The sequence below is a fragment of the Cryobacterium frigoriphilum genome (genome assembly GCF_004403305.1).
Taxonomy (GTDB): Bacteria; Actinomycetota; Actinomycetes; order Actinomycetales; family Microbacteriaceae; genus Cryobacterium; species Cryobacterium frigoriphilum.
The window spans coordinates 21,259-44,127 of sequence record NZ_SOHE01000091.1; the positions used below are offsets into that span (position 1 = coordinate 21,259).

The 22,869-nt window shown below is 63.3% G+C and carries 29 protein-coding genes; 20 read left to right on the forward strand and 9 right to left on the reverse strand.

Annotated elements, in window-relative coordinates; translation table 11 throughout:
- Positions 1-135 precede the first annotated feature (135 nt).
- The 7 genes from E3T55_RS19870 (at position 136) to E3T55_RS19900 (ending at position 8,358) form a co-directional block, all read left to right on the forward strand.
- On the forward strand, positions 136-1,266 hold the full coding sequence (locus E3T55_RS19870; RefSeq protein ID WP_166791860.1) for a M23 family metallopeptidase: 1,131 nt from the start codon (positions 136-138) through the stop codon (positions 1,264-1,266).
- Positions 1,259-2,233, forward strand: a complete 975-nt coding sequence (locus E3T55_RS19875) for a beta propeller repeat protein (protein WP_134521338.1) — start codon at positions 1,259-1,261, stop codon at positions 2,231-2,233. Before E3T55_RS19870 ends, E3T55_RS19875 begins: the two co-directional genes overlap by 8 nt.
- A 312-nt stretch (positions 2,234-2,545) precedes the next feature.
- Entirely contained in the window at positions 2,546-3,877 is a 1,332-nt protein-coding gene (locus E3T55_RS19880) for a multicopper oxidase family protein (RefSeq protein WP_478213442.1), read from the forward strand.
- Positions 3,878-3,904: 27 nt separating this feature from the next.
- Positions 3,905-6,322 carry a heavy metal translocating P-type ATPase gene (locus E3T55_RS19885; protein WP_134521341.1) on the forward strand — a complete coding sequence of 806 codons (2,418 nt, stop codon included), beginning with the start codon at positions 3,905-3,907 and terminating at the stop codon, positions 6,320-6,322.
- Positions 6,323-6,371: 49 nt separating this feature from the next.
- The gene (locus E3T55_RS19890) at positions 6,372-6,995 is read left to right on the forward strand and encodes a TlpA family protein disulfide reductase (RefSeq protein WP_134521343.1); all 624 of its coding nucleotides are present in this window, start codon (positions 6,372-6,374) and stop codon (positions 6,993-6,995) included.
- 2 nt (positions 6,996-6,997) lie between these two features.
- Complete coding sequence (locus tag E3T55_RS19895) at positions 6,998-7,759, forward strand: cytochrome c biogenesis CcdA family protein (protein ID WP_134521345.1); 762 nt, start codon at positions 6,998-7,000, stop codon at positions 7,757-7,759.
- Positions 7,760-7,896: 137 nt separating this feature from the next.
- Positions 7,897-8,358 (forward strand): DUF1016 N-terminal domain-containing protein, encoded by a 462-nt coding sequence (locus E3T55_RS19900; RefSeq protein ID WP_241993172.1) that lies wholly within the window; start codon positions 7,897-7,899, stop codon positions 8,356-8,358.
- Between the two features lie 677 nt (positions 8,359-9,035).
- Here the strand turns inward: E3T55_RS19900 and E3T55_RS19905 are convergent.
- Positions 9,036-9,443 (reverse strand): hypothetical protein, encoded by a 408-nt coding sequence (locus tag E3T55_RS19905; protein WP_134521347.1) that lies wholly within the window; start codon positions 9,441-9,443, stop codon positions 9,036-9,038.
- Positions 9,444-9,614: 171 nt separating this feature from the next.
- On the opposite strand from E3T55_RS19905, the gene E3T55_RS19910 reads away from it, so the two are divergent.
- On the forward strand, positions 9,615-9,893 hold the full coding sequence (locus tag E3T55_RS19910; RefSeq protein WP_134521349.1) for a hypothetical protein: 279 nt from the start codon (positions 9,615-9,617) through the stop codon (positions 9,891-9,893).
- Positions 9,894-10,326: 433 nt separating this feature from the next.
- Here E3T55_RS19910 and E3T55_RS19915 read toward each other — a convergent pair whose 3' ends face one another.
- From E3T55_RS19915 to E3T55_RS19925, 3 genes are all read right to left on the reverse strand, one after another.
- Entirely contained in the window at positions 10,327-10,827 is a 501-nt protein-coding gene (locus E3T55_RS19915) for a hypothetical protein (protein ID WP_241993173.1), read from the reverse strand.
- Between the two features lie 41 nt (positions 10,828-10,868).
- Positions 10,869-11,102, reverse strand: coding sequence for a helix-turn-helix transcriptional regulator (locus E3T55_RS19920; protein ID WP_134521353.1), 234 nt, complete (start codon positions 11,100-11,102; stop codon positions 10,869-10,871).
- Between the two features lie 423 nt (positions 11,103-11,525).
- Positions 11,526-12,062 (reverse strand): hypothetical protein, encoded by a 537-nt coding sequence (locus E3T55_RS19925; RefSeq protein ID WP_134521354.1) that lies wholly within the window; start codon positions 12,060-12,062, stop codon positions 11,526-11,528.
- A gap of 532 nt (positions 12,063-12,594) precedes the next feature.
- On the opposite strand from E3T55_RS19925, the gene E3T55_RS19930 reads away from it, so the two are divergent.
- From E3T55_RS19930 to E3T55_RS19945, 5 genes are all read left to right on the forward strand, one after another.
- A complete protein-coding gene (locus E3T55_RS19930) occupies positions 12,595-13,182 on the forward strand; it encodes a nucleotidyltransferase family protein (protein ID WP_134521356.1) in 588 nt (195 codons plus the stop codon).
- 2 nt (positions 13,183-13,184) lie between these two features.
- The gene (locus tag E3T55_RS19935) at positions 13,185-13,655 is read left to right on the forward strand and encodes a HEPN domain-containing protein (protein WP_134521357.1); all 471 of its coding nucleotides are present in this window, start codon (positions 13,185-13,187) and stop codon (positions 13,653-13,655) included.
- A gap of 99 nt (positions 13,656-13,754) precedes the next feature.
- Positions 13,755-14,168, forward strand: a complete 414-nt coding sequence (locus E3T55_RS19940; RefSeq protein ID WP_134521359.1) for a hypothetical protein — start codon at positions 13,755-13,757, stop codon at positions 14,166-14,168.
- On the forward strand, positions 14,168-14,584 hold the full coding sequence (locus tag E3T55_RS20415) for a hypothetical protein (protein WP_166791858.1): 417 nt from the start codon (positions 14,168-14,170) through the stop codon (positions 14,582-14,584). The genes E3T55_RS19940 and E3T55_RS20415 overlap by 1 nt, the downstream gene beginning before the upstream one ends.
- Positions 14,585-14,733: 149 nt before the next feature.
- Positions 14,734-15,282 carry a DUF6578 domain-containing protein gene (locus E3T55_RS19945; protein WP_134521361.1) on the forward strand — a complete coding sequence of 183 codons (549 nt, stop codon included), beginning with the start codon at positions 14,734-14,736 and terminating at the stop codon, positions 15,280-15,282.
- 101 nt (positions 15,283-15,383) lie between these two features.
- Here E3T55_RS19945 and E3T55_RS20990 read toward each other — a convergent pair whose 3' ends face one another.
- Positions 15,384-15,983: a DUF4143 domain-containing protein gene (locus E3T55_RS20990; RefSeq protein ID WP_134521362.1), complete on the reverse strand. Its 600-nt coding sequence runs from the start codon at positions 15,981-15,983 to the stop codon at positions 15,384-15,386.
- Positions 15,984-16,197: 214 nt separating this feature from the next.
- Between E3T55_RS20990 and E3T55_RS19955 the strand changes: the two genes are divergently transcribed.
- Positions 16,198-16,398 (forward strand): hypothetical protein, encoded by a 201-nt coding sequence (locus E3T55_RS19955; protein WP_134521364.1) that lies wholly within the window; start codon positions 16,198-16,200, stop codon positions 16,396-16,398.
- 49 nt (positions 16,399-16,447) lie between these two features.
- Here E3T55_RS19955 and E3T55_RS19960 read toward each other — a convergent pair whose 3' ends face one another.
- Positions 16,448-17,065: an NADPH-dependent F420 reductase gene (locus E3T55_RS19960; protein WP_134521366.1), complete on the reverse strand. Its 618-nt coding sequence runs from the start codon at positions 17,063-17,065 to the stop codon at positions 16,448-16,450.
- A gap of 149 nt (positions 17,066-17,214) precedes the next feature.
- Here E3T55_RS19960 and E3T55_RS19965 point away from each other — a divergent pair, with 149 nt between their 5' ends.
- From E3T55_RS19965 to E3T55_RS19975, 3 genes are all read left to right on the forward strand, one after another.
- The gene (locus E3T55_RS19965) at positions 17,215-17,826 is read left to right on the forward strand and encodes a TetR/AcrR family transcriptional regulator (protein WP_134521368.1); all 612 of its coding nucleotides are present in this window, start codon (positions 17,215-17,217) and stop codon (positions 17,824-17,826) included.
- 464 nt (positions 17,827-18,290) lie between these two features.
- Positions 18,291-18,776 carry a DUF2975 domain-containing protein gene (locus E3T55_RS19970; RefSeq protein ID WP_134521370.1) on the forward strand — a complete coding sequence of 162 codons (486 nt, stop codon included), beginning with the start codon at positions 18,291-18,293 and terminating at the stop codon, positions 18,774-18,776.
- A 2-nt stretch (positions 18,777-18,778) separates the two neighbouring features.
- The gene (locus E3T55_RS19975) at positions 18,779-19,021 is read left to right on the forward strand and encodes a helix-turn-helix domain-containing protein (RefSeq protein WP_134521372.1); all 243 of its coding nucleotides are present in this window, start codon (positions 18,779-18,781) and stop codon (positions 19,019-19,021) included.
- 25 nt (positions 19,022-19,046) lie between these two features.
- Here the strand turns inward: E3T55_RS19975 and E3T55_RS19980 are convergent, their stop codons facing one another.
- Entirely contained in the window at positions 19,047-19,460 is a 414-nt protein-coding gene (locus E3T55_RS19980) for a winged helix-turn-helix transcriptional regulator (protein WP_134521374.1), read from the reverse strand.
- Positions 19,461-19,542: 82 nt separating this feature from the next.
- Between E3T55_RS19980 and E3T55_RS19985 the strand changes: the two genes are divergently transcribed.
- Together E3T55_RS19985 and E3T55_RS19990 are read left to right on the forward strand one after the other, a co-directional pair.
- Positions 19,543-20,358, forward strand: a complete 816-nt coding sequence (locus tag E3T55_RS19985) for an NAD(P)H-binding protein (protein WP_134521376.1) — start codon at positions 19,543-19,545, stop codon at positions 20,356-20,358.
- 55 nt (positions 20,359-20,413) lie between these two features.
- Positions 20,414-20,608, forward strand: a complete 195-nt coding sequence (locus tag E3T55_RS19990; protein ID WP_134521378.1) for a VOC family protein — start codon at positions 20,414-20,416, stop codon at positions 20,606-20,608.
- A gap of 54 nt (positions 20,609-20,662) precedes the next feature.
- Here E3T55_RS19990 and E3T55_RS20420 read toward each other — a convergent pair whose 3' ends face one another.
- Together E3T55_RS20420 and E3T55_RS20000 are read right to left on the reverse strand one after the other, a co-directional pair.
- A complete protein-coding gene (locus E3T55_RS20420; RefSeq protein ID WP_166791861.1) occupies positions 20,663-21,223 on the reverse strand; it encodes a M23 family metallopeptidase in 561 nt (186 codons plus the stop codon).
- A 534-nt stretch (positions 21,224-21,757) separates the two neighbouring features.
- Positions 21,758-22,054, reverse strand: coding sequence for a hypothetical protein (locus tag E3T55_RS20000; RefSeq protein WP_134521382.1), 297 nt, complete (start codon positions 22,052-22,054; stop codon positions 21,758-21,760).
- Positions 22,055-22,464: 410 nt separating this feature from the next.
- Here E3T55_RS20000 and E3T55_RS20005 point away from each other — a divergent pair.
- Positions 22,465-22,869, forward strand: a 405-nt coding sequence (locus E3T55_RS20005; RefSeq protein ID WP_174775498.1) for a DHCW motif cupin fold protein, incomplete at its 3' end; no start/stop codon positions are given.

Sequence of the window (22,869 nt, forward strand, 5' to 3'; positions counted from 1 at the left end):
GCTGCGGTGGCGATGGTAGCTATTTTCGCGATGGTAGGGGTGGCCGGGTCTGCGACCGCGGCTGAGTATCCCTCCTGGGCTGAGGTCGAGAGTGCGCGGTCGTCCGAGACCGGTAAACAGGCGCAAATCGCTGAGTTGACGGCTCTAATCTCGGGCCTCACTCTCGAAGTCGACGCGGCCCGGGCCGAGGCCGAGCAGCGCGCTGGCGATTATGAGGCCGCACAGAGCGATTTTGACGTGGCCACCCTGCGTTCCATGGACCTGCAAGCTCAAGCGGATGCGGCGACCGCCGAGGCGTCGGTGTCGAGCGAGCGCGCTGGCCGGTTTGCCGCAATGCTCGCGCGCACGGGTAACAGTGATCTGGCGATGACCCTGTTCCTGGATGGGAACGCCGCCGATGACCTGCTGGACCAGCTGGGTTCGATGAGCAAACTGACCGAGCGAACGAGTCTGGTGTACGAGTCGGCGGCTGCCGACAGCAACGCCGCCACATCGTTGACGGACCAGGCGAAGGTCGCGCAAGCAGCGCTTGGCGCTCTGGCGGAGGACGCCGAGACAGCGCTCGAGGACGCGGTCGCGTCTAGCGAGCGAGTGGAATCCGCACTCGCTGAGCAGCAGCGCACGGAAGGCACGCTGCAAGCGCAGCTCGCGGTACTCACCGAGGATCGCGCCGCAACTGAGGCCGACTACGCCAAGGGCGAAGAGGTTCGAATCGCTGCTGAGGCCGCGGCGGCCGCTGCCCGGGCGGCTCAAGCTGCAGCCGCTGCGCAGGCGGCAGCTGCAGCCGCAGCGGCCGCTGCCCCGGCTTCGGGAAATTCAGGGACTGCGCCCGCTGCGCCTGCCCCCGGACCCAGCGGTCAGGGCTGGTCGTCACCGGTGTCGGGCCGGATCAGCTCGGCTTATGGCCCGCGGCCCTACAAACCCGTCGCGGGAGTCGGCGCCTTCCACTACGGCACCGACATCGCCGCCGGCTGTGGGCAGGGCGTCTATGCTGCCTCCAGCGGAACCGTGGTCTATGCCGGGTGGCTTGGGTCCTATGGCAACTGGGTCCTGATCGACCATGGCGACGGCACTCAAACCGGCTATGCCCACAACAGCACGATCTTGGTTGACCGAGGTCAGCAGGTGTCATCAGGAGCAACCGTCGCGCTCGTCGGAACGACCGGCGCGTCAACGGGCTGCCACGTGCACTTCGAAGCACGCGTTGACGGTGCCCGTGTGAATCCGCAATCCTTCATGAGCGCACGGGGAGTCACCCTTGGCTGATCAGGTCTTGCCGAGCGCTGCCGCGCGAGCTGTCATCGGCCCACTGGTCGTGCTGATCGTTCTCACCGGATGTACCACTGGCACCACAGCGGAGAAGGCGACAGAAATCCAATCGGTCGGCAGTGCTTTCGAGCACATCCATGGTCTCGGGGCAGATCCTCTCACCGGCAACACCTATGCGGCCACACACCACGGGGTGTGGCTCCTTCCGACCGGAATGCTCCCCGAGAGCTATCTCGCCGGAGCACCGCGCGGCACGACGGACGCCCCGGCGCAGATCGGGGGGCGGGCCCAGGACGCGATGGGATTCACTGTGGCGGCTCCTGGGATTTTGCTGACATCTGGTCATCCTGACCCGGACGAAGAGAACGAGCTGCCCGTGCCGAATCTGGGGCTCGAATCCAGCATCGACGGTGCGGAAACCTGGGCGTCGCTTTCCCTGCGTGGTGTGACCGACTTTCATGATTTGGATGCCGTTCCCCTCAGCGCTGACATCAAGGACGCTGAGACCTTTCGTGTGTACGGTTACGATTCCGGCGCGGGTACCGTGTCGATCAGTGATGACTCCGGGATGACCTGGTCCTCGGGCGCCGCTCTGCCTCTGCGCGATCTGGCCGCCGATCCCATAAACCCCGACCGCGTTTTCGCCACGACGGCCGAGGGGCTGGCCGTCAGCAACGACGCGGGAAGAACGTTCGCCCTCGTGGATGGCGCGCCACTTCTGATCCTGATCGATGCAGCTGGCTTGGAAGATGGCGGCGGCCTTGTAGGCGTCGATCCTGATGGGGCGATCTGGCGACAGGAGTCGGGAATCTGGGTGCAGACCGGGGCGACCGATGGCATCCCCGAGGCCCTCAACGTCGTTGACGGTGCGACGCCATGGATCCTGGTGGCGGATGCGCGTGGCATCCGCGCCAGCGATGACTTCGGGGTGACCTGGACCACGCTGGTCGGAGTGGGCACCTGACGCAATCCGCCCGCCCGCACGCCGGAAGCAGAAGGAGATAGCTCGGGGACCTCCGCCTCTGGCACCACGTTCAGCCTTTCAGCAAGAGTGAAGTGGGCTCACCCATGAGATCCACGCCGATTCGGAATTGGACTAGATATGACATCCTCTCTTATCAGCACCACCCTTTCGAGGCGAGGCTTTATCGCTGTCGGGACGGGTGGTCTGGCGGCGCTCGCCTTGGCCTCCTGCTCGCCGACACCGCCGCGCTATGTGACGCCGACCAGTGCGCCGGTACGCGAAGCAGAGCTCGCCCGAGCCGGGACGGGACGGGTGACCAGCGTCGCCCTCCGGGCCGCCGAGACCCAACTGGACCTCGCTGGCACCACCGCAGAAACGTGGAGCTTCGGTCCGGTTCCGGCCTCCACGATTCGGATAACGGCCGGCGACACACTGCGAGCAACGGTGAGCAATGATCTGCCTGCCGACACGTCCGTGCACTGGCATGGCCTGGCCCTGCGTAACGACATGGACGGGGTCCCCGGGGCGACCCAGGCTCCGATCGGGGCCGGTGAGAAGTTCACGTATGAGTTTGTTACCGCTCAACCGGGAACCTACTGGTTCCATCCGCACGTTGGTCCACAACTCGATCGCGGCCTCTACGGCGCCCTCATCATCGAGGATCCGAACGAGCCACTGAGCTATGACGATGAATGGGTCGTCGTCCTCGATGACTGGCTCGATGGCGTGACCGCGACACCAGACGAGGTCTTGGAGGAACTCAACGGTGGGATGGGCGGCATGATGAGCGGGGGCGGCATGGGCGGCAACATGATGATGGGCGCACGCTCAGATCTGCTCGGTGGGGATGCCGGTGATGTCCGTTACCCGCATTTCCTCATCAATGGGCGCCCGCCCGCTGACCCGGAAACGTTTACCAGCGCACCCGGCAGACGCGTGCGCATTAGGCTCATCAACGCCGGCAGCGACACAGCGTTTCGGGTCGCGCTCGGTGGGCACCGACTCACCGTCACCCACAGCGACGGATTCCCCGTCAACCCGGTCGACACTGACGCGGTTCTCATCGGCATGGGGGAGCGCTACGACGTACTCGTAACCTTGGGCGACGGGGCCTTCCCCCTGGTAGCGATGGCCGAGGGCAAGGACGACAAGGCGCTGGCGATTGTTCGGACCGGATCCGGTGAGCCCCCGACGACGGCTACGGCCGTCCCCGAACTGACGCGTTCGGTACTCACCGCTGAGACGCTGGTGGCTTCGTCGGAGGTCGCACTCGGCACACGCGACGTAGACCGTGAGCTGACAGCCACCCTGTCCGGTTCGATGATGGACTACGACTGGGCCATCAACGGACGTCGTTTTGATCCCACCAACCCGATGGCCGGTGCACTCGGAGTGAGCCAGGGCGAACGCGTGCGGCTGAACATCAAAAACGAAACTCAGATGTGGCATCCGTTCCACCTGCACGGGCACACTTATCAGCACTCCGGGGAGGGACCCCGCAAGGACACCTCGATCGTACTGCCGGGCAAATCTCTGTCCGTTATTTTCGACGCGGACAACCCGGGGTTGTGGGCGGCGCACTGCCACAACATCTACCACGCCGAGGCCGGAATGATGACCATCCTCGGGTACACAGCCTCCTGAACCCCCGTAACAAGAGAGAAGCAGCACATGCAAACCCGAACCGTCGTGCTCGAAGTCGTCGGTGTCCACTGGGCCTCGTCGAAGGCCATTGTCGAGTCGACCCTGCGCCGTCAGCCGGGCGTCCTGAGCGTCGAGGCTAATCCAGTCGCTCAGACCGCGAACGTTTCCTATGACCCGGAGGTGACCTCGCAAGCGGATCTCCGAACGTGGATCGTTGAGTGCGGATATCACTGCGCTGGACAGTCCGTTCCCAACCATATTTGTGATCCCGCTGACGAAATGGTGTCTGCGGTCGGCCGCCGCTCGGCGGTGGCCACGTCACTTGGCGCGCCGGGCGCACACGATCATTCGGCGGAGGAGGTCGGCCACGGAGCCGGTCGTTCTGACGGGGCTGGGGCTCACGCCGGGCATCCCACGTCTGTCCGGACCAGCCAGGATGCCATGGGGCACGGTGGCAGCCACGCCGGCATGTCGATGGCGTCGATGGTCAGAGATATGCGCGATCGCTTCATCGTTGCGGCGTTCCTGTCGGTGGCGATTACGTTCTGGTCGCCGATCGGACGGGAAGTGTTCGGGTTCGCGGTGCCGGCACCGTTTGGCTTGCGCGATGATATTTTCGCCCTGATCTTGTCGCTACCGGTGATCTTCTACTCGGCATGGATCTTCTTCGACGGCGCCGTCCGGGCCTTGCGAGCCCGCACCCTCGACATGATGGTGCTCGTCGCCGTCGGAGTTGGTGCCGGATGGCTCTACAGCCTTTTCGTGACGCTCACGGGCGGCGGTGAAGTCTTTTACGAGGCGGCCACCGTGTTGACGGCTTTCGTGCTGCTGGGCCACTGGGTCGAAATGCGCGCCAGAGGAGGAGCGAATGATTCCATTCGAACGCTTCTCGAATTGGCACCTCCACGGGCCGTTATCATCCGCGATGGCGAACCCGTTGAAGTGTCGACCGCCGAGGTGCTGCGCGGGGACCTCATGCTCGTGCGTCCCGGGGCCAAAGTCCCCACCGACGGGACAGTGGAGGAGGGAGAATCAGAAATCGACGAGTCAATGGTCACGGGCGAAAGCCTGCCCGTCACCAAGACCGTCGGTTCCGGTGTTGTCGGCGCCACCGTCAACACCACCGGGACCCTGCGAGTGCGGGCCACGAAAGTCGGGGCGGAAACCGCTCTGGCTCAGATTGTCGCCCTCGTCCAGGAAGCTCAGAATTCCAAAGCGCCCGGCCAACGGCTGGCGGACAGGGCGGCGTTTTGGCTCGTTCTCGTTGCTTTGATCGGTGGCAGCACCACGTTCGCGGCGTGGCTGCTCGCTGGTGCCACCGTGCAAGCAGCTCTGCTCTTCGCCATCACTGTGGTGGTCATCACCTGCCCCGATGCTCTCGGACTCGCCACGCCGACGGCGATCATGGTTGGTACGGGGCTGGGCGCCAAACGCGGGGTGCTTTTCAAGAACGCCACAGCGCTGGAAACCGCGGCGCATATCGACACGGTAATCCTCGACAAGACCGGCACTCTCACCAAGGGGCAACCCGAAGTGACCGACTTCATCGCGGCAGGGATTTCACGATCCGAGCTGCTCGCGCTGGTGGCGGCGGTTGAACGCGAGTCGGAACATCCTCTGGCGGGCGCGGTCGTGAACTATGCCGACGAGAACGGCGCAGAAAAACTTTCCGCCTCACAGTTCAGGAACGTGCCCGGGCACGGGGCTGGTGCCACCGTCACCGGTCGCCGGGTGCTGGTCGGCAACCGCAAGCTCATGCTTGCGGAAAATGTGGATATAGGTCCGATCCTGGCACAGAGAAACGATCTGGCCTCGACGGGACGCACCGCGGTCTTGGTCGCTGTGGATGGAAAAGCGGCTGGTGTTATCGCCCTGGCCGACGCACCGCGAGAGACCGCCGCAGCGGCTGTCGCAGCGCTGCACGAGGCTGGGATCGAGGTCGCGATGCTGACCGGGGACAACGAGGCGACGGCGCAGAGAATCGCGGCGATACTCGGAATCGATACGGTCATCGCGGACGTGCTCCCGCAGGATAAATCCGCGAAGGTAGCCGAATTACAGGCCGCCGGCAAGCGGGTGGCGATGGTCGGTGACGGTGTCAACGACGCCCCGGCTCTCGCCCAGGCAGACCTCGGCATCGCCATCGGCGCGGGCACCGATGTTGCCATTGAGACAGCCGATGTGGTCCTGATGCGTTCCGACCCGCTGGACGTCGCGATCGCGCTCCGGATCGGCAAGGGAACAGTCCGCAAGATGCGTCAGAATCTGGGGTGGGCCATCGGCTACAACGTCATAGCGCTTCCGATCGCGGCCGGAGTTTTCTATCCCAGTCTGGGACTCATGCTCAGCCCGGAAATCGCGGCCATCTCCATGTCTGGCTCCAGCGTCATCGTCGCAGTCAACGCACTGCTACTCAAGCGACTCCGTCTGCCGGCTGCAGGGTGAGCCGTCGCCAGAATTCTTTTTCATACCACTTCTCACGCAAGGGAATCCGATGAAATCCACGTCCAGTCGTCGAGCAGCCACAGGCCTCCTCGGGCTCACGGCGGCCGCCCTGCTGCTGACCGGCTGCACCTCAGACCCGCTCGCCGAGCAGTACCGCTCGGGGGACAGCAAGGGCTACATCGCCGGCGACGGCAGCATCACCGAGATCGCCGTGGATGATCGCGGCGACCCCGTCGACTTCGCGGGCCTGACCGAGACGGGCGACCCCGTCGCATCCGCTGACTATCTCGGCGAGGTCACCGTGGTGAACTTCTGGTACGCAAGCTGCGCACCCTGCCGGGCCGAGGCCGACGACCTGCAGAGCCTGAACGCCCAGTTCGACGGCAACGGCGCGAGCTTTCTCGGCGTGAACGTGCGCGACCAGGCCCCGAACGCTCTCGCCTTCAGCGAGACGTACTCGATCACCTATCCCTCGGTGCTCGACGTCGACGACGGCGCGATGCAGCTCGCCTTCAGCGGCAGCATTCCGCCCAACGCGGTGCCGACGACGCTCGTGCTCGACACCGAGGGCCGGGTGGCCGCCCGGATTTTGGGTGCGATCCCCGAGGCGTCGATCCTGGAGACGCTGATCACCGACACGATCGCCGAGGGCTCGCCCGTGGAGGACAGCTAGGCGTGGACAACCCCTTCGGCGAGATCGTCTTCAGTGGCGAGCTCTATTTCGCGATTCCGATCGCGGTGCTCGCCGGGTTGGTGTCGTTCGCCTCGCCGTGCATCCTGCCGCTCGTGCCCGGGTATCTCGCCTACATTGGCGGCTTCACCGATGGCAGCACGGCCGACTCGAAGCGGGACCGCCGAGGCCGCAACCGGTTGCTCGCCGGGGTCGGCCTGTTCATTCTGGGCTTCACCGTGATCTTCGTGCTCACCGGGGTCGTCTTCGGCGCGGCCGGATTCTGGCTCAATCAGTACCGTGACCTGATCACCCGCATTGCCGGGGTCGTCGTGATTCTGCTCGGGCTCGTCTTCGTCGGCCAGTTCGGGGCGATGCAGCGCACCATCAAAACGTCGTGGCGCCCGAAGATGGGCCTGGCCGGAGCGCCGCTGCTCGGCGCTGTTTTCGCCGTCGGCTGGACGCCGTGTACGGGGCCGACGCTCACCGCAATCAACTCGCTCAGCCTCAGTAGTGGTTCTCCCTGGCAGGGCGGTCTGCTGGCCCTGTTCTACTCGCTCGGTCTCGGCATCCCCTTTCTGCTCATCGCGCTCGGCTTCAACTGGGCGACCGGCACCGTACGTTTTCTCAAGCGCCACATTCGGGCGATCAACCTGTTCGGCGGCGTTCTGCTCATCGTCATCGGAGTGCTCATGGTGACCGGCATCTGGAGCGTCTGGCTCCTCGACCTGCAAGGGGTGATTGGCAGCTTTGTCCCGGCCATCTGACCATTTTGATTCCCGCCCGTTGATTTTCGGGCGTTCGAGGCCGTCGGGGACTTATCGTTCACCTGTGCGCGCGCTAGTCGTGTCTCGGTAAAGGAACGGAGGGGAAACCACCTTTTTGGTCTGGGTAATCCTGGTGGATGACCTCTGTTGATATTTTTGGCCTTCCCGACGGCTACGCCGAGGTTCTGTCCGCGCTGAAAGGTCGGGTGCGTGAGGCGAGGATTACTGCTCAGCGCAGGGTCAACACGGAATTGATCGATCTGTATTGGGGTATCGGCCATCAGGTACTGGAACATCAGGAACGCCAAGGATGGGGTACCGGTGTCATTCGGCGGTTGGCTGACGACCTGCGTGCCGAGTTTCCTCAGATGACGGGGTTTTCTCTGCGCAATCTGCAGTATATGCGGACGATGGTCAGCGCCTGGGGCTCTGGTTCACATGTGCCACAGCTTGTGGCGCAATTGCCGTGGGGACACATCCGCACCATTCTGGACAAGGCCGCGACACCCCTGCAGGCGGAGTTGGCGGGGGAGCTGAACTTCTATGTGGCCCTGGTCGATGACAAGTTACGGCGGCAGGTCCACACACCGACCATCTGATAGCCTCGACCATCAGCATCCTCGTTTGCGGAAGCAAGAGCGATCACACCGTTCCTTTCGCGCTCGGACGTTCCTCCTCGCCCACGGCCGTCGCTGCCTATACCTACGACCAGCTCACGAACGAGGATCGGGCACTGCTCCCGGCAGCGGACCAGCTCACGGCCGCCCTCCGCGCTTTCCCCGAATGAGCAAAGAGCCGGGCTGGCTGCTCCTGACGTTGGCGGGTCGGTCGATCAGGAATACACTACTAGCCGGACGCCTAAACGGCCTGCCTCGCCGGTGTCGTGGGGCGCCGTATTTCTCGACTTCGACGTGACCAGAAACTAACCAGAAACCCATAAACTGACCAGAATTAGGCCGTAGCTTTCCGTTCTGGCGCGTACACTCGAGGGCATGACATCCGCGGAATTCCGCGGAATTTTGCCTCATTTGACGGTGTGCCGAACCTCCTCCTCGACTATCAGTTGTTCTTGGTTCGAGTCCAGGTACCCCAGCAGTAATCCCTCAGGTTTCCGCGGAAATCAGAGGGTATTTTTGTTTCCGGAGACTGCTAATTTGAGTGAAGTGGCCACTTTGGTGGCCACAATCGATGTTCCTGCGGCATGTCGCGGGAACCGCCCCCGGCTGGCCCGGCCTTGGCCTGGTTGTACCGGTCTGCCCCGGGGTCCGGTTTCGCGTCAAGGTCGAAATTCCTGAAATCCCCGGTGTTCGGTTCTCACATCGGCGATGTCCCAGACCTCACGCTGGACACGTTCGGCAAGGTCATCCCCTTCGTTCATCCACACATCCCGCGCGGCGAGACTCGGCCAGCCGGTGTCATTCCGGTACGTCGTATCCCACTCGTCGCCCCAGCAAAGTAGGTCTTGCCGAAGTGCATCGCTTAGCCCGAGATCCTCCGCGGAAACGTCACCGCTTTCGTCCCATAACGGCCATGGATGCGTGTAATCGGGATAGAACCGAATCGCCCGCAGAAGTCCGTCTCTCTTTAGAGCGGCCCGGCGAATTGCTCTTTCCGGAGTGCCGTAGGCAGGCACCGGTAGTTCAACCTGCGTAACCGGATCGATGACCCGCGATTCATTGCTCACTCGCCAACAATAGGGCGCGGCCCGCTCTGATGGCTAGAAGCCGCTGACACGGGACACCTGCCGACAGACATTCCACGCGACTCTGTCGCGTATCCCATAGGTTTCGACACGCTGAGGGCACGAGACACGTCGGACTGGCCGGGGCGCTTCGCTATGCGACAAGATATAGGAATGGATCGCGCGTCAAACCACCTCATCGCAGAGCTCGAGGAGCCATTGGGCACGCGCACTCGACTTTTGCTTCGTCGGGCGTGGGCACTGGTTCGCGCAGCATGGGGTGACGTCGAGGTCGATGCCGACCTCGTCATCCGCCGGCGCGCGAGCGGGGCCGAGGTTCTACGCACTGCCGCTGACGTCGGCGATGCCCACGTCCTCTTGGACACCGTGCGCCGCGACCTCGAAACCAAGACCGTCGATGAGTTCGCACGCGAATGGCGCGTTCTCGACTGAGGCTCAGCACACTGGGCGTCGGGCCACGCCTCACGAGGTAGCGCTTTGGATCTGCCGTATCCGTGCAGCTTTTGCGATTGTCATGATCGATCTCGCCGTCTTGCATCCCCGGGGATACAAGCCGGTGACTACCCGCTCTGGGCCACCGGGTAGATGCGCCACATAGCGATCACAGGACGTCGCCACAAACGCTCACAGTCACAAGCCGCGCTGACCATGATTTCAGTTCGATCATGAGCAGCAGACCGAGAACCCGCTGGACTCGCGCACCAGGACGGGCCATTGTCGTGAGCCTCACCAGTCACCCGCCAATCGAGAGTGTCGTCCCGTAGGGGAGTTGCACTTTAAAAACTGGAGAAACTCGCCCGCCCGCCGCCGCCGCTCGCCCGTTTCGTGCCAACGAGCGCAACGAACACCGTCACTGGGACAGCGCTCAGCGGTCGCGCCCCGCGCGTCGGCGGCTCACGCGCCGGAAGGAGTGCACTCCTCCGACGATGGCGGCAAGCCCGCCGATCATTCCGCCTATGACCGCGCCTTGGGCTATTCCGCCCAGGAACCCCTCGTCGGGGGTCACTTCAAGCGATGGCGTGGGCCGCATTGGCTCCCCTGTGAGTACCGTGTAGGTCATCGCGGCGAAGATCAGCACCATCGCGACGCCGTAGATCGTGATGCCGACCACTGTCGATCGGGCGCCGACGTTCTCGGCGAGCCTCTGGAGGTTGACATTCCGCCGACTCGCGTACCACAAGGCCGCGACCAACGGCACGACGGTCACGACCAGCATGACAACCGGCAGGAGAATGAGCCCGAAAAGTGAGGCGGCGAGGGCTGCCAAGAGTCCGACGTAGAGCCCGGCCGTCAGTCCGAAGGCACTCGACTCCATCGACACGGCGCGTTCGCGTTCGTCGCCATAGGCCGGGCTATCGAGGTCCATGACCCGCTCTGTCCATCGGTCCAGTAGGTTTCGTCTGCGCGTCATGTGTCAGCTCCTGTCTCGTTCGTGAAAAGTTCTTCGACGGTCCCACCGAGGGCACGGGCGATCCTCAACGCGAGATACACAGATGGGGCATAGTCGCCTTGTTCAACGGCGATGATGGTCTGGCGGCTCACGTTCACCTGCTCGGCGAGCTCGGCTTGGGTGATCCGCCGCTCCTTGCGGCGCTCCCGCACCGGGTTCGCCGTGGCGGAAGCGGAGTTGTGGGGACACATACACATATGTTAAGGATCATTGACATTTAATGTCAAGCATAATTGTCATTTAAGTTTGATCTGGGCGTGCTGCGGGAGAGCGTTCTTCGACGCGTGTCGCACTAAAAGCTCCAACAGATAGTCGCGCTCAAGGTTCGGCTTGCGGGTGCTCGCTCGTTGCTTTCGTTTAGATAGCCTGACGGCATGTCAGCAACTCAGGTCAGTTCATCGTGGCGCAGGATATGGATTTTCGGGATCGTTTACAGTGTGGTGATTCTCGGGGTCGGTCTATGGGTGGGTTTGGGAACTGGCAGCTGGCTGGTGCTTCTTTGCGCCGGAGGCTTGGTCGTCGTGCCTGTCGCTCGGGTGGCTCTTCGATCGCGTAAATCCCGCTAAGCCTTCGGCTGACGGGAACCTACCTAGAGCGAGGGGATCGCAGGAGATCTAGGAGGCCCACTCCTCGGCGACGATCTGCATCGATGCCGAGGCACGGTATGCCTCGATGTCGTCGGCGGCGAGAATGGCGCTGATCAGCTCTTCGGTTCCTGAGACGTAAACGCTCGCTCCGTAGAGGTCGTTCCCGACGGCCCAGACACCATCCGCGGGTATCCACCACTGGGCACTTCTTCCGCCGGCCACCCCCTCAAAGGGTTCCGCGCCGTCTGCGAGGTCGCCGGCGAGAACGTGCATGCGACGCTCGGGCATGAGAATGATGCTTGCTGCCATTCGCAGGTCCGCGCGCATGTCGGCGTATCCTTCCCAGACAAGGAAGAAACACTCGGTGGGTGTGGCGGTGTGGTCGCGGAGCAGGCGGGCGAGCGTTGCTGCCACGGCGGGTTCGATGGTCCCGACTTTGACATCTACGTCCGGCTCGTCGGCGAGAAGGTCGGCCCACTTCGCCATTGCGTCCACGTCAGACTGCTCCGCAGCAAAGGTCCGCCAGGCGCGGGGTCGGCCGCTGTCGTCGCGCATGGGGTTCATGACACGCGCATAGGAAACGTGCCCACGAGGCAGGTAGTCACCCACGGTCATCGATCCGCCTTGGCGAGATGGCAGCTCAGCGATGACGTGCGGGACGGTTCTGATCGGATGCAATACCATCTCTGCACCCTATCGAGTGATGGAGGTCAGCCCGATGACGATCTGTCGGAGAGAGGTTTCCCCTGCGCGCCGACCCACGCCGGCGCGGCGGGGAGATCTTCGACAGTCTGAGTTGATTCAGCGGATTAGACTCCGCGCAGTATGCCGTTCTTCGCTTTGATCGCTATTTTCTCGATCACGAGTTTTGCGTCGCGCATAAAGCTGGTGGGACCGCCACGGTAGGAGAACCGGAAGTTGTTTCGTGCCGCAAGGGGTTCCCCATACGGGGCGGTGCGACATACGGGACGGTGCGACATACGGGACGGTGCGACGTACGACCTCGCTGGGATGATCTAGGCAGCGTGAAGACGGCAGCTGGCGCACTGGCGCCTCGGGCTTGTTTGTCCATATAAACGATAGTATTATCGCGTATGTGAATATTAAGGCGCCGGCTCTGACCCCACTTTTCCGTTCGGATGCTCAGGGCGAAATCCTCGCCCGGTTATTTTTGAACGCCGATCGGACGTTCACGGTCGCCGAATTGGCGCGGGCAGCACGAACACCGTATGCGAGCGCTCACCGTGAAGTCGCCCGGATTGTGCAGATGGGCCTGGCCAGCACAGAGAAGCGCGGTCAGGCTGTCGAGGTGCAGGTTCGCCGCGACACCCCTACCTTTCGACCCCTGGCCGAGCTATTGACCCTGTCCTACGGTCCGGCCGTGGTCATTCCCCAGCACCTCGCGGGGATCGCCGGGATCGAGAAGGCCTACATCTACGGTTCCTGGGCTGCGCGCCGTGAGGGTGAGCCCGGCGATGCGCCAGGCGACCTCGACGTGTTGATCGTCGGTAATCCTTCCCGCAGCGAGGTCTACGAAGCCGCGCGCATTGCCGGCACCGTCCTGGGCCGGGAGGTCAACCCTCGCATCGTCAGTCCCGCCTCCTGGGAGAGCGCCGACGCCGATCCGTTCTTGCGTACCCTCCGTGAACGTCCTCTCGTGGGCCTCGAACTGCAGGAGAATTGACCGTGATCAACCAGTGGGACCGCGGCCGAGCCGAGATCGACCACCTCCTCAAGCAGGGGCGACTCACTCGCGTCTCCGCCAATCGTGAACTGGCCGAGCGACATCTGACGCAGGCTGGCGTGCACCTCAGAGCCGCGGCGATGCTCCGCGACCTCGACCCGGCCGGTGCGTTCACGCTCACCTACGATGCCGCTCGCCTCGCGCTCGCCGCGCTCTTGGTCAATCAAGGGCTCAAAGCGCGCGGCGAAGGAGCACACGCTGTTTTGCTCGAGGTTGCAATCGCTCAGCTGGAACCACCGCGACAGCGAGAAATACGCGAATTCGATTGGATGCGGCGACTCCGCAACGAGACTCAGTACCCGGATGTTGACCGACCCTCGGCGAGCGTCGACGACGTCGACCAGGCAATTCCGGCGGCACGGGCCATCGTGGACCGGGTCAATCGCCTCATTGAGCTGATGCCGCCCTACTGACCTGCGTCGACACAAAAGAGTCAACGGGTGCGGGAGCAGGTGATGACCACGGAGCCGAGTGTGATTGGTCGTAGCCGGTGAGGACGAGGGCCATTTTGAGTGCCCGGGTGGTCGGCGGGCAGATTCTCGTCCGAGAATTGCGCACGCTCGGCAGAGGCGATCCGCCACCATCTTCGCGCTAATGACCCGGACCGAGCCCTCCGGGCGCTCCTCCAGCTGAATGACAATCTCACCGCCGAGCACGGACTTGTCCGAGGAATCCTGGGGCTGGCAGAGCCGGAGCGCACCGGGGACCGCGTGTGGGACGCGGCGATTGCGGCTCTGGTGGCATGGAGACTCAATCAGGAGAACATTCCGTTGCCTGGCTGGGTCAACAACCTCGATCGCGCACTGATCGAACCGGTCGTTTTCCGGGTGGACCCGGCCGACCCGGCGCCCGAGCGTGAGGATGTGCCGAACGAGTTCGCCGAACGTGGCGTCCTCGCCTGGGCGGATACCTTCGCGAGCGTGTGATGACCGGCACTGCGCTCGATCGTGCCGCGATCATCAGCGGCCTGAGTGATCGCGTCGCCGAGCTTCGCGATGTAGGCGAGGTTGCGGGCATCCGGCTCGTAGGCGGTGCGGCGCTCGCTCTACGCTACTTCGACCGTGGGATGACGGAGTACCTAGATGTCCTGCACATCGATTCCGGCTCGGACGAGTCCGTCGTCGCCGCCGCCGCCGAGCGGGTCGCCTACAAGCATGGGTGGGACGCGAAGTGGCTGAACTTCGAGGTCACGAGGGCCGACGCCATCCCCACACTCGGGCGCGCCGTTGAGTGGGAGACTATCGGCTCCGACCCGGGCCATCCATCGTCGCGGTACGAGACCGCGCTGACAACTTCAGCACGGTCACCTGCGAACTGTGGCTCCCCGTCGAGCGCCACTTGATCGAGCGGACCTGACGGCATTGAGGTGCTGGCAGGACTACAGCACAGGGAGGGATCCGTTTGCGGGCCCATTTTCTGACATGTTCTGAGATCAGTGAGGGGATGGCCCGGCAGATTGCAATGTTGCAAGGGGGTTCCTAGTCTGGTGCCATGAAGGATCTTGGAAGCCAGCTCACGCCCGTTTCGAATAAGGAGAGCAAGCGCGATACCGGTGTTCGGGTGCGCTACATCGGCACCTATGAGCCAATCGATCGGGTCGACGTGGAGGTGGCCGAGCCGGAGGACATCGTCCCGAGCCAGGAACCCCGCGAAACCGACGTGTGGTTCACGGAATGGCAGGTTGCCGAGGACAGTTTGGACGTTGTACTTGACCAACACGTCGACTGGTCGCTGGTGCCCATGGACCAGAACTGGGTATCCCGCCTGTTCGCGGGCCGCCGCACTATCCCCTTGCAGCTCGACACCTATGCCGACGCCGTCCGCGACTCTTCCGGCCAATCGGATCGGACGCAGCTGTCCGGTCGCGTTGCCCGAATTGATCAGATCTCGGTTCGCTATCACCCGTCGAAGGATCCAAAGGAACGCGGTGTTCTGGTGCCGGAAACAGGGGGCGCCACACAGCACAGTGTGCTGAGCTTTCGCCAGTCGCGCGGTCATCACGGAAAGGTCGTCGGCTGGATAGTCCGCCTGCGTGAGTAGCGTTACGGCGCATTCTCGTGTCTCGGTTGGGGTTCCCCATGGACGCTTCGTGTGAGTAGCGTGCCGTGAGCTGCTTCAGTAGTTCTGGCGCGCATCGTCCTTCAGGCGGTGAGTAAGGCGAGCGGGATGACCGCCACGCCATCCTGTCGACGATACGCGTGGGTGCCCGTGTTGATGACGACGAGGTCGACGATGTGGTTGGGGAGCGACTTCTTCAGCCAGAGCAGATGCCGAACGTCGTGGTCGGTGATTGCGGATTTGAGCTTGACTTCAATGCCGATAGCTTCTTCGTCTCCTCGGTGGATGATGAAGTCGATCTCGTGCCGTCCGTCATGGTCACGGAAGTGTGACACCTTCGCGTCGTTCGCTGCCGCATAGATGTGGAGGCTGAGAGCCACGAGTGCTTCAAAGAAATCGCCGAGGCGAGCCCGGTCGCCAGTGTTGGTCCGGGCGGACTCGCTGACATCAGTTTGGCCTCGTCGAGTCCCAGCAGGCGCGCAGCCAGTGCCGGATCCGCGAGAAAATGCTTCGGCGCGAGGGCGGTTCGTGACAGGAGTTTCTGACTGGGTGAGCAGGCGTCGACTTGCCGGCGTATCCGCTTGACGGCCGCAGCCGGTCGCCGCGTGCCACTGATTCGTAGAGGGCGACCGTGACGCCGTCGAACGCGTCCCGCCGGCGAATGTTGTGACTCGCCGAGTCAATCCTGCACCTGGATAACCCCTCGCTCGAGGGCAGGCGTGGGTCCCAAGGCTGCGCTACGCTCCGAAGGCCATGGATACAGACCCCGCACCGCACAGCAGGGGGGTCGGCGCTGGAGGGGATGCGTCGCCTGCAGCTTCCTCCGCGATGCCCCTCCGCATAGATCGTGCCACCCGCGGCCACTACGCTGGGTTCACACTCTAGAAGGAGTATCCAATGACTTGGTTTCGCTCTCCGTTGTTCAGCCCAGCCGTGCTCTCGCTGGCAATCGCTGCAATGTTCACTTTTGATGCCAACGGCATTGCGTGGTTCTGGGCCGGCCAACCGCAGGGTGCCGCGATACTGCTTCTCTTCTCCGCCGTACTGTGGATTCTGGTGCTTCGCACCGTTCGCAAGGGCCGCATCGCACAGGAGTGATTGCATCTTCAGCGCCACAGTGAGCTGAACTTCTCGTGAGGGAGACGCGTCAGAGTACCGCGGCGCCCAAGGCGATGTCGAAGCCGGCGCCGTTGTTGGCCAGGCCCACCAGAAGGATGCCGGCCCATTCAAGGGCGTGGGCCATTTCGAGCGCTCCTGCGTCGAGGGCCCGCATGTCCAGGCTCTCCAGGAACGCGGCGACGCGTGCCTTCGCCTCGGCGCTGTCGCCGGCGAAGAAGACATCCACCGGCTTGTCTTCAGCAATGACGCCACCAAAGATCGTGTTGAATGCCTTCACGACGTGTGCGCCCTCGGGGGCGGCGACGGCAATCTGCTGGGCCACCGAATTGCCCGGCGTGGTCACGACTCCACTTGCGTCGGCGTTGAACGGATTCGTGATGTCGACGAGGATCTTGCCGGCGAGGGCCTCGCCGTAGTGCTCGACAACGTCGACCGCGCCAGCGTAGAGCACGGCCAGAAGGACGATGTCACCGGCCGGCTTGGCACCGAACGTTCCCACGGTGGCTCTGCTGCCGATCTGGTCGGCGAGCGCCTGAGCCTTCTCGGTGTTGCGGCTCATGAGTTCGACGGTGTGGCCGTGCTTCGCCGCGCGGGTGCCGATGGCGGTGGCCATATTGCCCGAGCCGATGATGGTAATCGTGGTCATGACGTGTGTTCCCTTGTGATCTATTAAAGGTGTCGGTTGGCTGGTGTTGATGTTAAGTACACCGATCTGCGTACTTAACGTAACCGGTGCGTGCGCGGGATGTCAAGCTAAGCACACCGGTCGGTACCAACGGGAGTACGCTGGGGTGCATGACCGAGTTGGAAAAGGGGCCGCTGGGCCTCCGCAGCGGCAGAGGCGCACGGGAGCGCATCCTCGGCGCGTCACAGCAGTTGTTTCCCGATCAAGGCATCAACTGCACCGGCGTAGACCAGCTCTGCGCGGTGGCCGGAGTGTCCAAGCGCACGCTTTACCAGCACTTCGCCGGCAAAGACGAGCTGGTCGCCGAATACCTGCGCCGATTCGACCCCGACGTGCTGCCCGAGGTCTTCGACCGCACCGACCTTGCACCCCGCGAGCGACTCCTCGCCGTCTTCGACATTCACTCTCCGCTGTGTCCATTCATCGGAGCAGCCGTCGAAATTCAGGACGCGGGCCATCCAGCACGCATATTTGCCCGCGACTACAAGAAGGCATTCGCGACTCGGCTTGCCGAAACGGCCCGAGAGGCCGGCGCCAACGACCCTGAATGGCTTGGCGAGCAACTGGCATTGCTCCTGGACGGCGCCTCGGCCCGCAGTCGAGTCCTCAACGCCGACACTTTCACCGTCGCCGCCGCTATCGCAGTCGTGCTCATCGACAACGCCATCCCCATTGCAGTGCTGCCGACACCGCCCATTGCCTCGGGCTTGTCGCCGAAATGACTGCCACGGATGCTGAACGAGTCAGGAACATGGCCGTGGTACTGAAACGGCGTGCGCGGTATGGGACCGCGCAGTCACGAATCCGCGCGACGTAACCGCCGATGCCTGGAGCGCATCCGTTCTCGACGCAGTTTCCTGAGCCAGGGACATGGAGCAATCATGCGAAATTCCGGTCGTCGAATTACCACGGCACCACGAGTGACGATTGCACGCTTGGCGCTGATATTCGGCGGCTGCCGGAGTGGAATCCCGCCATTCTGGCCGTATCGACACGAGGCTCGGCGGCGGTTGTTCATAAGAAATACACGATACGAGCCAAGCCGCCCGGTTTCCCCCGGATGATCTACGACGAGGTCTCGCCCGACCGCGTGCGCGCGGGCTTCACCTGGCAGAGCGGATTCCCGGCGCCTTGCGAGTTCGCTTAATCTGTTGACATTCAATAGAAAGCTATTGATAATCGATAGATGATCTCCTCCTACAACCCTCGACCCACGTTGATGGCGACAGTGGTGACGTGGATAGGGCTCGGCCTTCTGGGCGCCCTCATCCTCGGCGTCGGAATCGCGCTGTACCCCGTTTCCGATTCCCTCGCTCGCGATAATCCTGAGTTCGCCAATCTGCAGATACCGCTCCTCGTACTGGCCTTCGCCATCTGCGTCTGTGCAGAAACAGTGCTCGCCGCGACAGCCATGTTGGTCGGGTATATCCGTCTGGACCAGATCTTCGATCGCGCCGCGGCACGAATGGTCGACCTGCTCGTCAATACGGTCATCGTTGCAACTGTCCTCACCGCGACGTTGCTGCCCTTCATTCCGGGCCCGCCGGTACTCGGCCTGCTCATTCTCGGCAGCGTGCTGGTAGGAATCACACTTTTTCTCGTTCTGAGCGTTCTTCGTTCGCTGTTGCGCCGGGCCGTCCTCATGCGGGTCGAACTCGACGAGGTCGTGTAGTTGTGGCCGTACGGATTCTCATCGATCGCCTCCTGGTCGAACGTGGCCTGTCCGTCGGGGACTTTGCGGCGGCAGTCGGAATCACGCCGGCCAACGTCGCAGTGCTCAAAAACGGCCGCGCTCGCGCCATCCGCTTTACAACACTCGACGCAATCTGCCGCGTTCTGCGCTGCCAGCCGGGCGACATCCTGGTCTGGGATGACGATCAGCCCGCAGACGTGCCCACTCCCACGAGTGCCCCGTAGAGGACACCGCCCGGGCGGCCAGTTTTCAGCGAATCTCGTGGTCGGGGTGGTGGGCGTCGTAATCGGCTCGGGCTCGTGCAATGGTTTCGCGATGGTCGAGTGACCAGTCGGCGAGTTGTTTGACGAGGTGCGTCAGGCTGTTGCCCAGCGCCGTCAGCTCGTATGTGACCTGCGCGGGGACGGTGGGAAATACGGTACGGGTGACGAGGCCGTCTCGTTCCAGTCTGCGTACCGTGAGGGTCAGCATCCGCTGGGATATTCCGTCGATGCCGCGTTGTAGTTCGCGGAACCGGCGAACGCCCGAGGCGAGTTCAACAATGACGAGCACCGACCATTTGTCGCCCACTCGGGTGAGGACGTCACGGATTCCGCAGTCCGGATGCTCGTCCAGGCCACACGGATCGAGGGAGGCGGTTACCTGAATGTGACTGTCTGACACGAAAGTGCCTCCTTGTACAGTGCGCGGGAGTTACCGAGGATGAGTCTAGTTACTGTTCAGAACCACCGAGGGGACAAATCAGATGATTTTGGTTACCGGAGCATCCGGCGAGCTGGGCCGCGCCATCGTGGAACGGTTGGTTGGCGCCGGCCAGGCAGTGATTGCGGCAACGCGACAACCGGCTGCGGGCAGCGAACAGCGGCGCGTCGACTTCGATCAACCTGACTCTCTGGACTTCACCGGCATCGCCACGGTCGTGATGGTCTCCGCTGGTTATGGCGAGGACGACGTGGTGATTGCGCGGCATGAGAACGTCGTGGCGGCCGCGGAACGCGACGGAGTGCAGCACCTGATTTACACCAGCGTCGCCACCGACGGGGATCATCTGGGCTTTGCGCTCGCGCATCGCTGGACTGAACGTCGGCTGGCAGGCAGCTCTCTGCGCTGGACCATTCTGCGCAACGGCCTCTACGCCGAACTCTTCGGATCCCTGCTCGCGCCGAGCGAGGGTGTCATCACGGCGCCATTTGGCTCTGGTGCCGTGGCCGTCGTGACACGCGCTGACTTGGCGGAGGCCGCCGCCAACGTGGCCTCGGAACCTGATCGCCACATTAATCGGGTCTACGACCTGGTCGGGGCGCGCGCCATCACGGTAGACCAAATCGCCGAGGCCGCCGGTCTGGTCTACCGCCCGGACACTCTGGGTAGTCGCCGTGCCGCCTTGGAGGCGGGTGGATTGCTGCCCTTTCAGCCGGCGATGCTCCTGTCGATCTACTCGTGCGGGGCGCATGGGTTTCTCTCCCGCACGACACACGACCTCCGCGATTTACTCGGCCGCGGGCCCACCGATCCCGGGCCTGCAATCATGGAACGGATGGAACAGCCATCCGCCGATTGATCCCAAGGGCCAGTCAGGGAGCGGGCATCCGTGGCGTTCATGAAACGATGGTGGCATGGCAACTGGGGTGCATCACATCGGAGGAACGGCGGCTGACGTTGACCGCATCGTTGGTCAGGCATCCGCTCATGGATGGCGCGCGTTGTACGCGGATCGGTACCCCTACGCAGGAGGCCGCGACCACCACGCCGCGTACTTCGAAAACGACGAAGGTTTCACGGTCGAAGTCGTCGCTGCAGCGGCACTCTGACTGGTCGGAGCGGGCTGCGTGTGTCGTCTCAGTGAATCTTCTCAGCGACTCTTCTCAGTGGGCAGAAGTCCCGGCTCCGTCAAGAGAGATTCCTTTGGACAGCATGAACTGCTGGGCATCGACCTGATTTCCGTCGACACGGGTTTCGAAATGAACGTGACAACCGGTTGACAGTCCCGTCGAACCAACGAGGGCGATAATTTCGCCAGCGGCGACTGATTCCCCCGAATCGACGAGCAGTTTGCTGTTGTGTGCGTACCCGGTCTGAACGCCATCGCCGTGGTCGATGAGTACCCACTGGCCGTAGGAGCCCTGATAGCCCGAATCCACAATGATGCCCCCGGCAGCGGCGAACACCGGCTGCCCGCACGACGCGGCAATGTCGGTGCCGTTATGGTGACCACCGACGCCGTCAACGGGACGGTCGGGGCGAGGGCCGTAGGAGCTGGAAATTCTGCCGAGCACGGGCAACGCCCAGCCCTCTTTACTGAGCTGGCTCGCGTCCAGACTGGCCCACGATCCGTTGCTGGCAATCTCCGTGTACGAGGCCGGAACGGGAATGTCGCTGACGGCGAATCCATCTCGCACAAGCGGAACCGCGGCTGTGTTGGTCACGCTGAGAGTTTGCGACGTTTGGCTGGTGACCGACCCACTGACGGATGCGGTCGCCCCGTTCGATGTGGCCGCCAGATTCGAGGGTGTGGCGAGAGCGGGCAGGGTAGCGCCGACGGTAAAGAGCGCGATCATGACCATGGCCCCACCGGCGGTGGCGCGTTTGCGGGGTGATCGCGGGGCCGGCCTCGATGGTACGGTTTCGCGACGCAGCAGAGGCCGATCGGACACACTCGAGCGGATGCGATTCTCCATCGCACGCGCATCGCGCCGCGAGAGAAGAGGCACCGCCGTGGCGGCAACGGGTGCTGTGGCCACGTGTCCGCTGCTATCCACGGAAGAGTGCCTGTTCGAGAGCGGCTAGTCGAGCAAAGTGAGCGAAGTAAATGGTGGCGTCCTTGTACATGATTCGAAGAGAAAGTTTTGGTTTCCCGCTGGCGGGCAGCTGCCAGCGGGGGATTCCGGTCGCGAGCGGTTCACGCTGTGGCCCACGACTGCGCTCGTGCACCCCGGTGGGGCCACCAGAGCGCTGCGGTATTAGACGCGGCTGATCGAGAGCAGGGTGAGGCTGGGGCAGTGAATCGACAGGGGTGCAGCACGCACAAGATCCGGTGTATGGCCATCGGCATCGCGGAGCCAGCCAAGTGTGGCCGGGCGCCGTGCGAGGAACCCCGAGACCACGAGCGCGAGCATCAGAACGGAGGCCAGGGCGAGCAAAACTCGTTCAAGAATGTCGTCGTGCGTGCCCGTCGTGAGACCGGCGGCTACGGGCACCGCCATATCTGTAGCTGCCAGGACGTCGTCGCTGTGGCCGGAACCGAGTGAGAGTGACATAGTTGCCGACGCCGTTGGAGACCCCTGCACGTCGTGCGCGGTCACCTCCGAGTGCATTGTGAGCACGCCCGCGAGCAGCACGGCAAAGGCCACAAAAGCTAGGACGGCTGATGGGGTGGAATGGCTCGCCATCCGGCGTGCCGTGCGGTCCTGCCTCATGTCATCTCCGTGTTGAGCAGCAGTCCCTCTGGCGCCGCCGATTACCCCCTTTGAACTGTACCTGACGAGAAAAGTGTGAATGCTGAGCGGGGCGGCTCGACGCGCAGAACCCGGATGCAGAGATCGCAGCAACGATCGCCGAGCTCCAGGGCACGGGCGTGATGCCAGTCAGCGAAGCGAGTCTGCCGCTGGTCGGCCTGGCGAGAGAAGACCTGGCGGTCGCGTCATGAGCGCGGCTATAGGCTGCGGTGATGGAATTCGTCGAGCACCCCTTCTCCACACTCAACTGGAACGCCCTCGACCACACGGTGCACAGCGGCCTCACCGGCGAAGCGCACTGGCGCACTGTGCAGATCGGCGACACGCGTCTGCGGATGGTCGAGTACACGCCCGGTTACGTCGCCGACCATTGGTGCACCCGCGGGCACCTGCTGCTCGTGCTCGAAGGATCAGTGCGCACCGAACTCGATGACGGGCGTGTGTTCGACCTGGCAGCGGGCAACAGTTATCAGGTTGGATCCGAGATGGAGGCGCACCGATCAAGCACAATGGTCGGCGTGGCCCTGCCCCCGTTGACTGGACACCTCACAAGAGAGAATGTTCACATGGGAAACACACGTCGGGAGTTCACTCCTGAGTACAAAGACGAAGCCGTG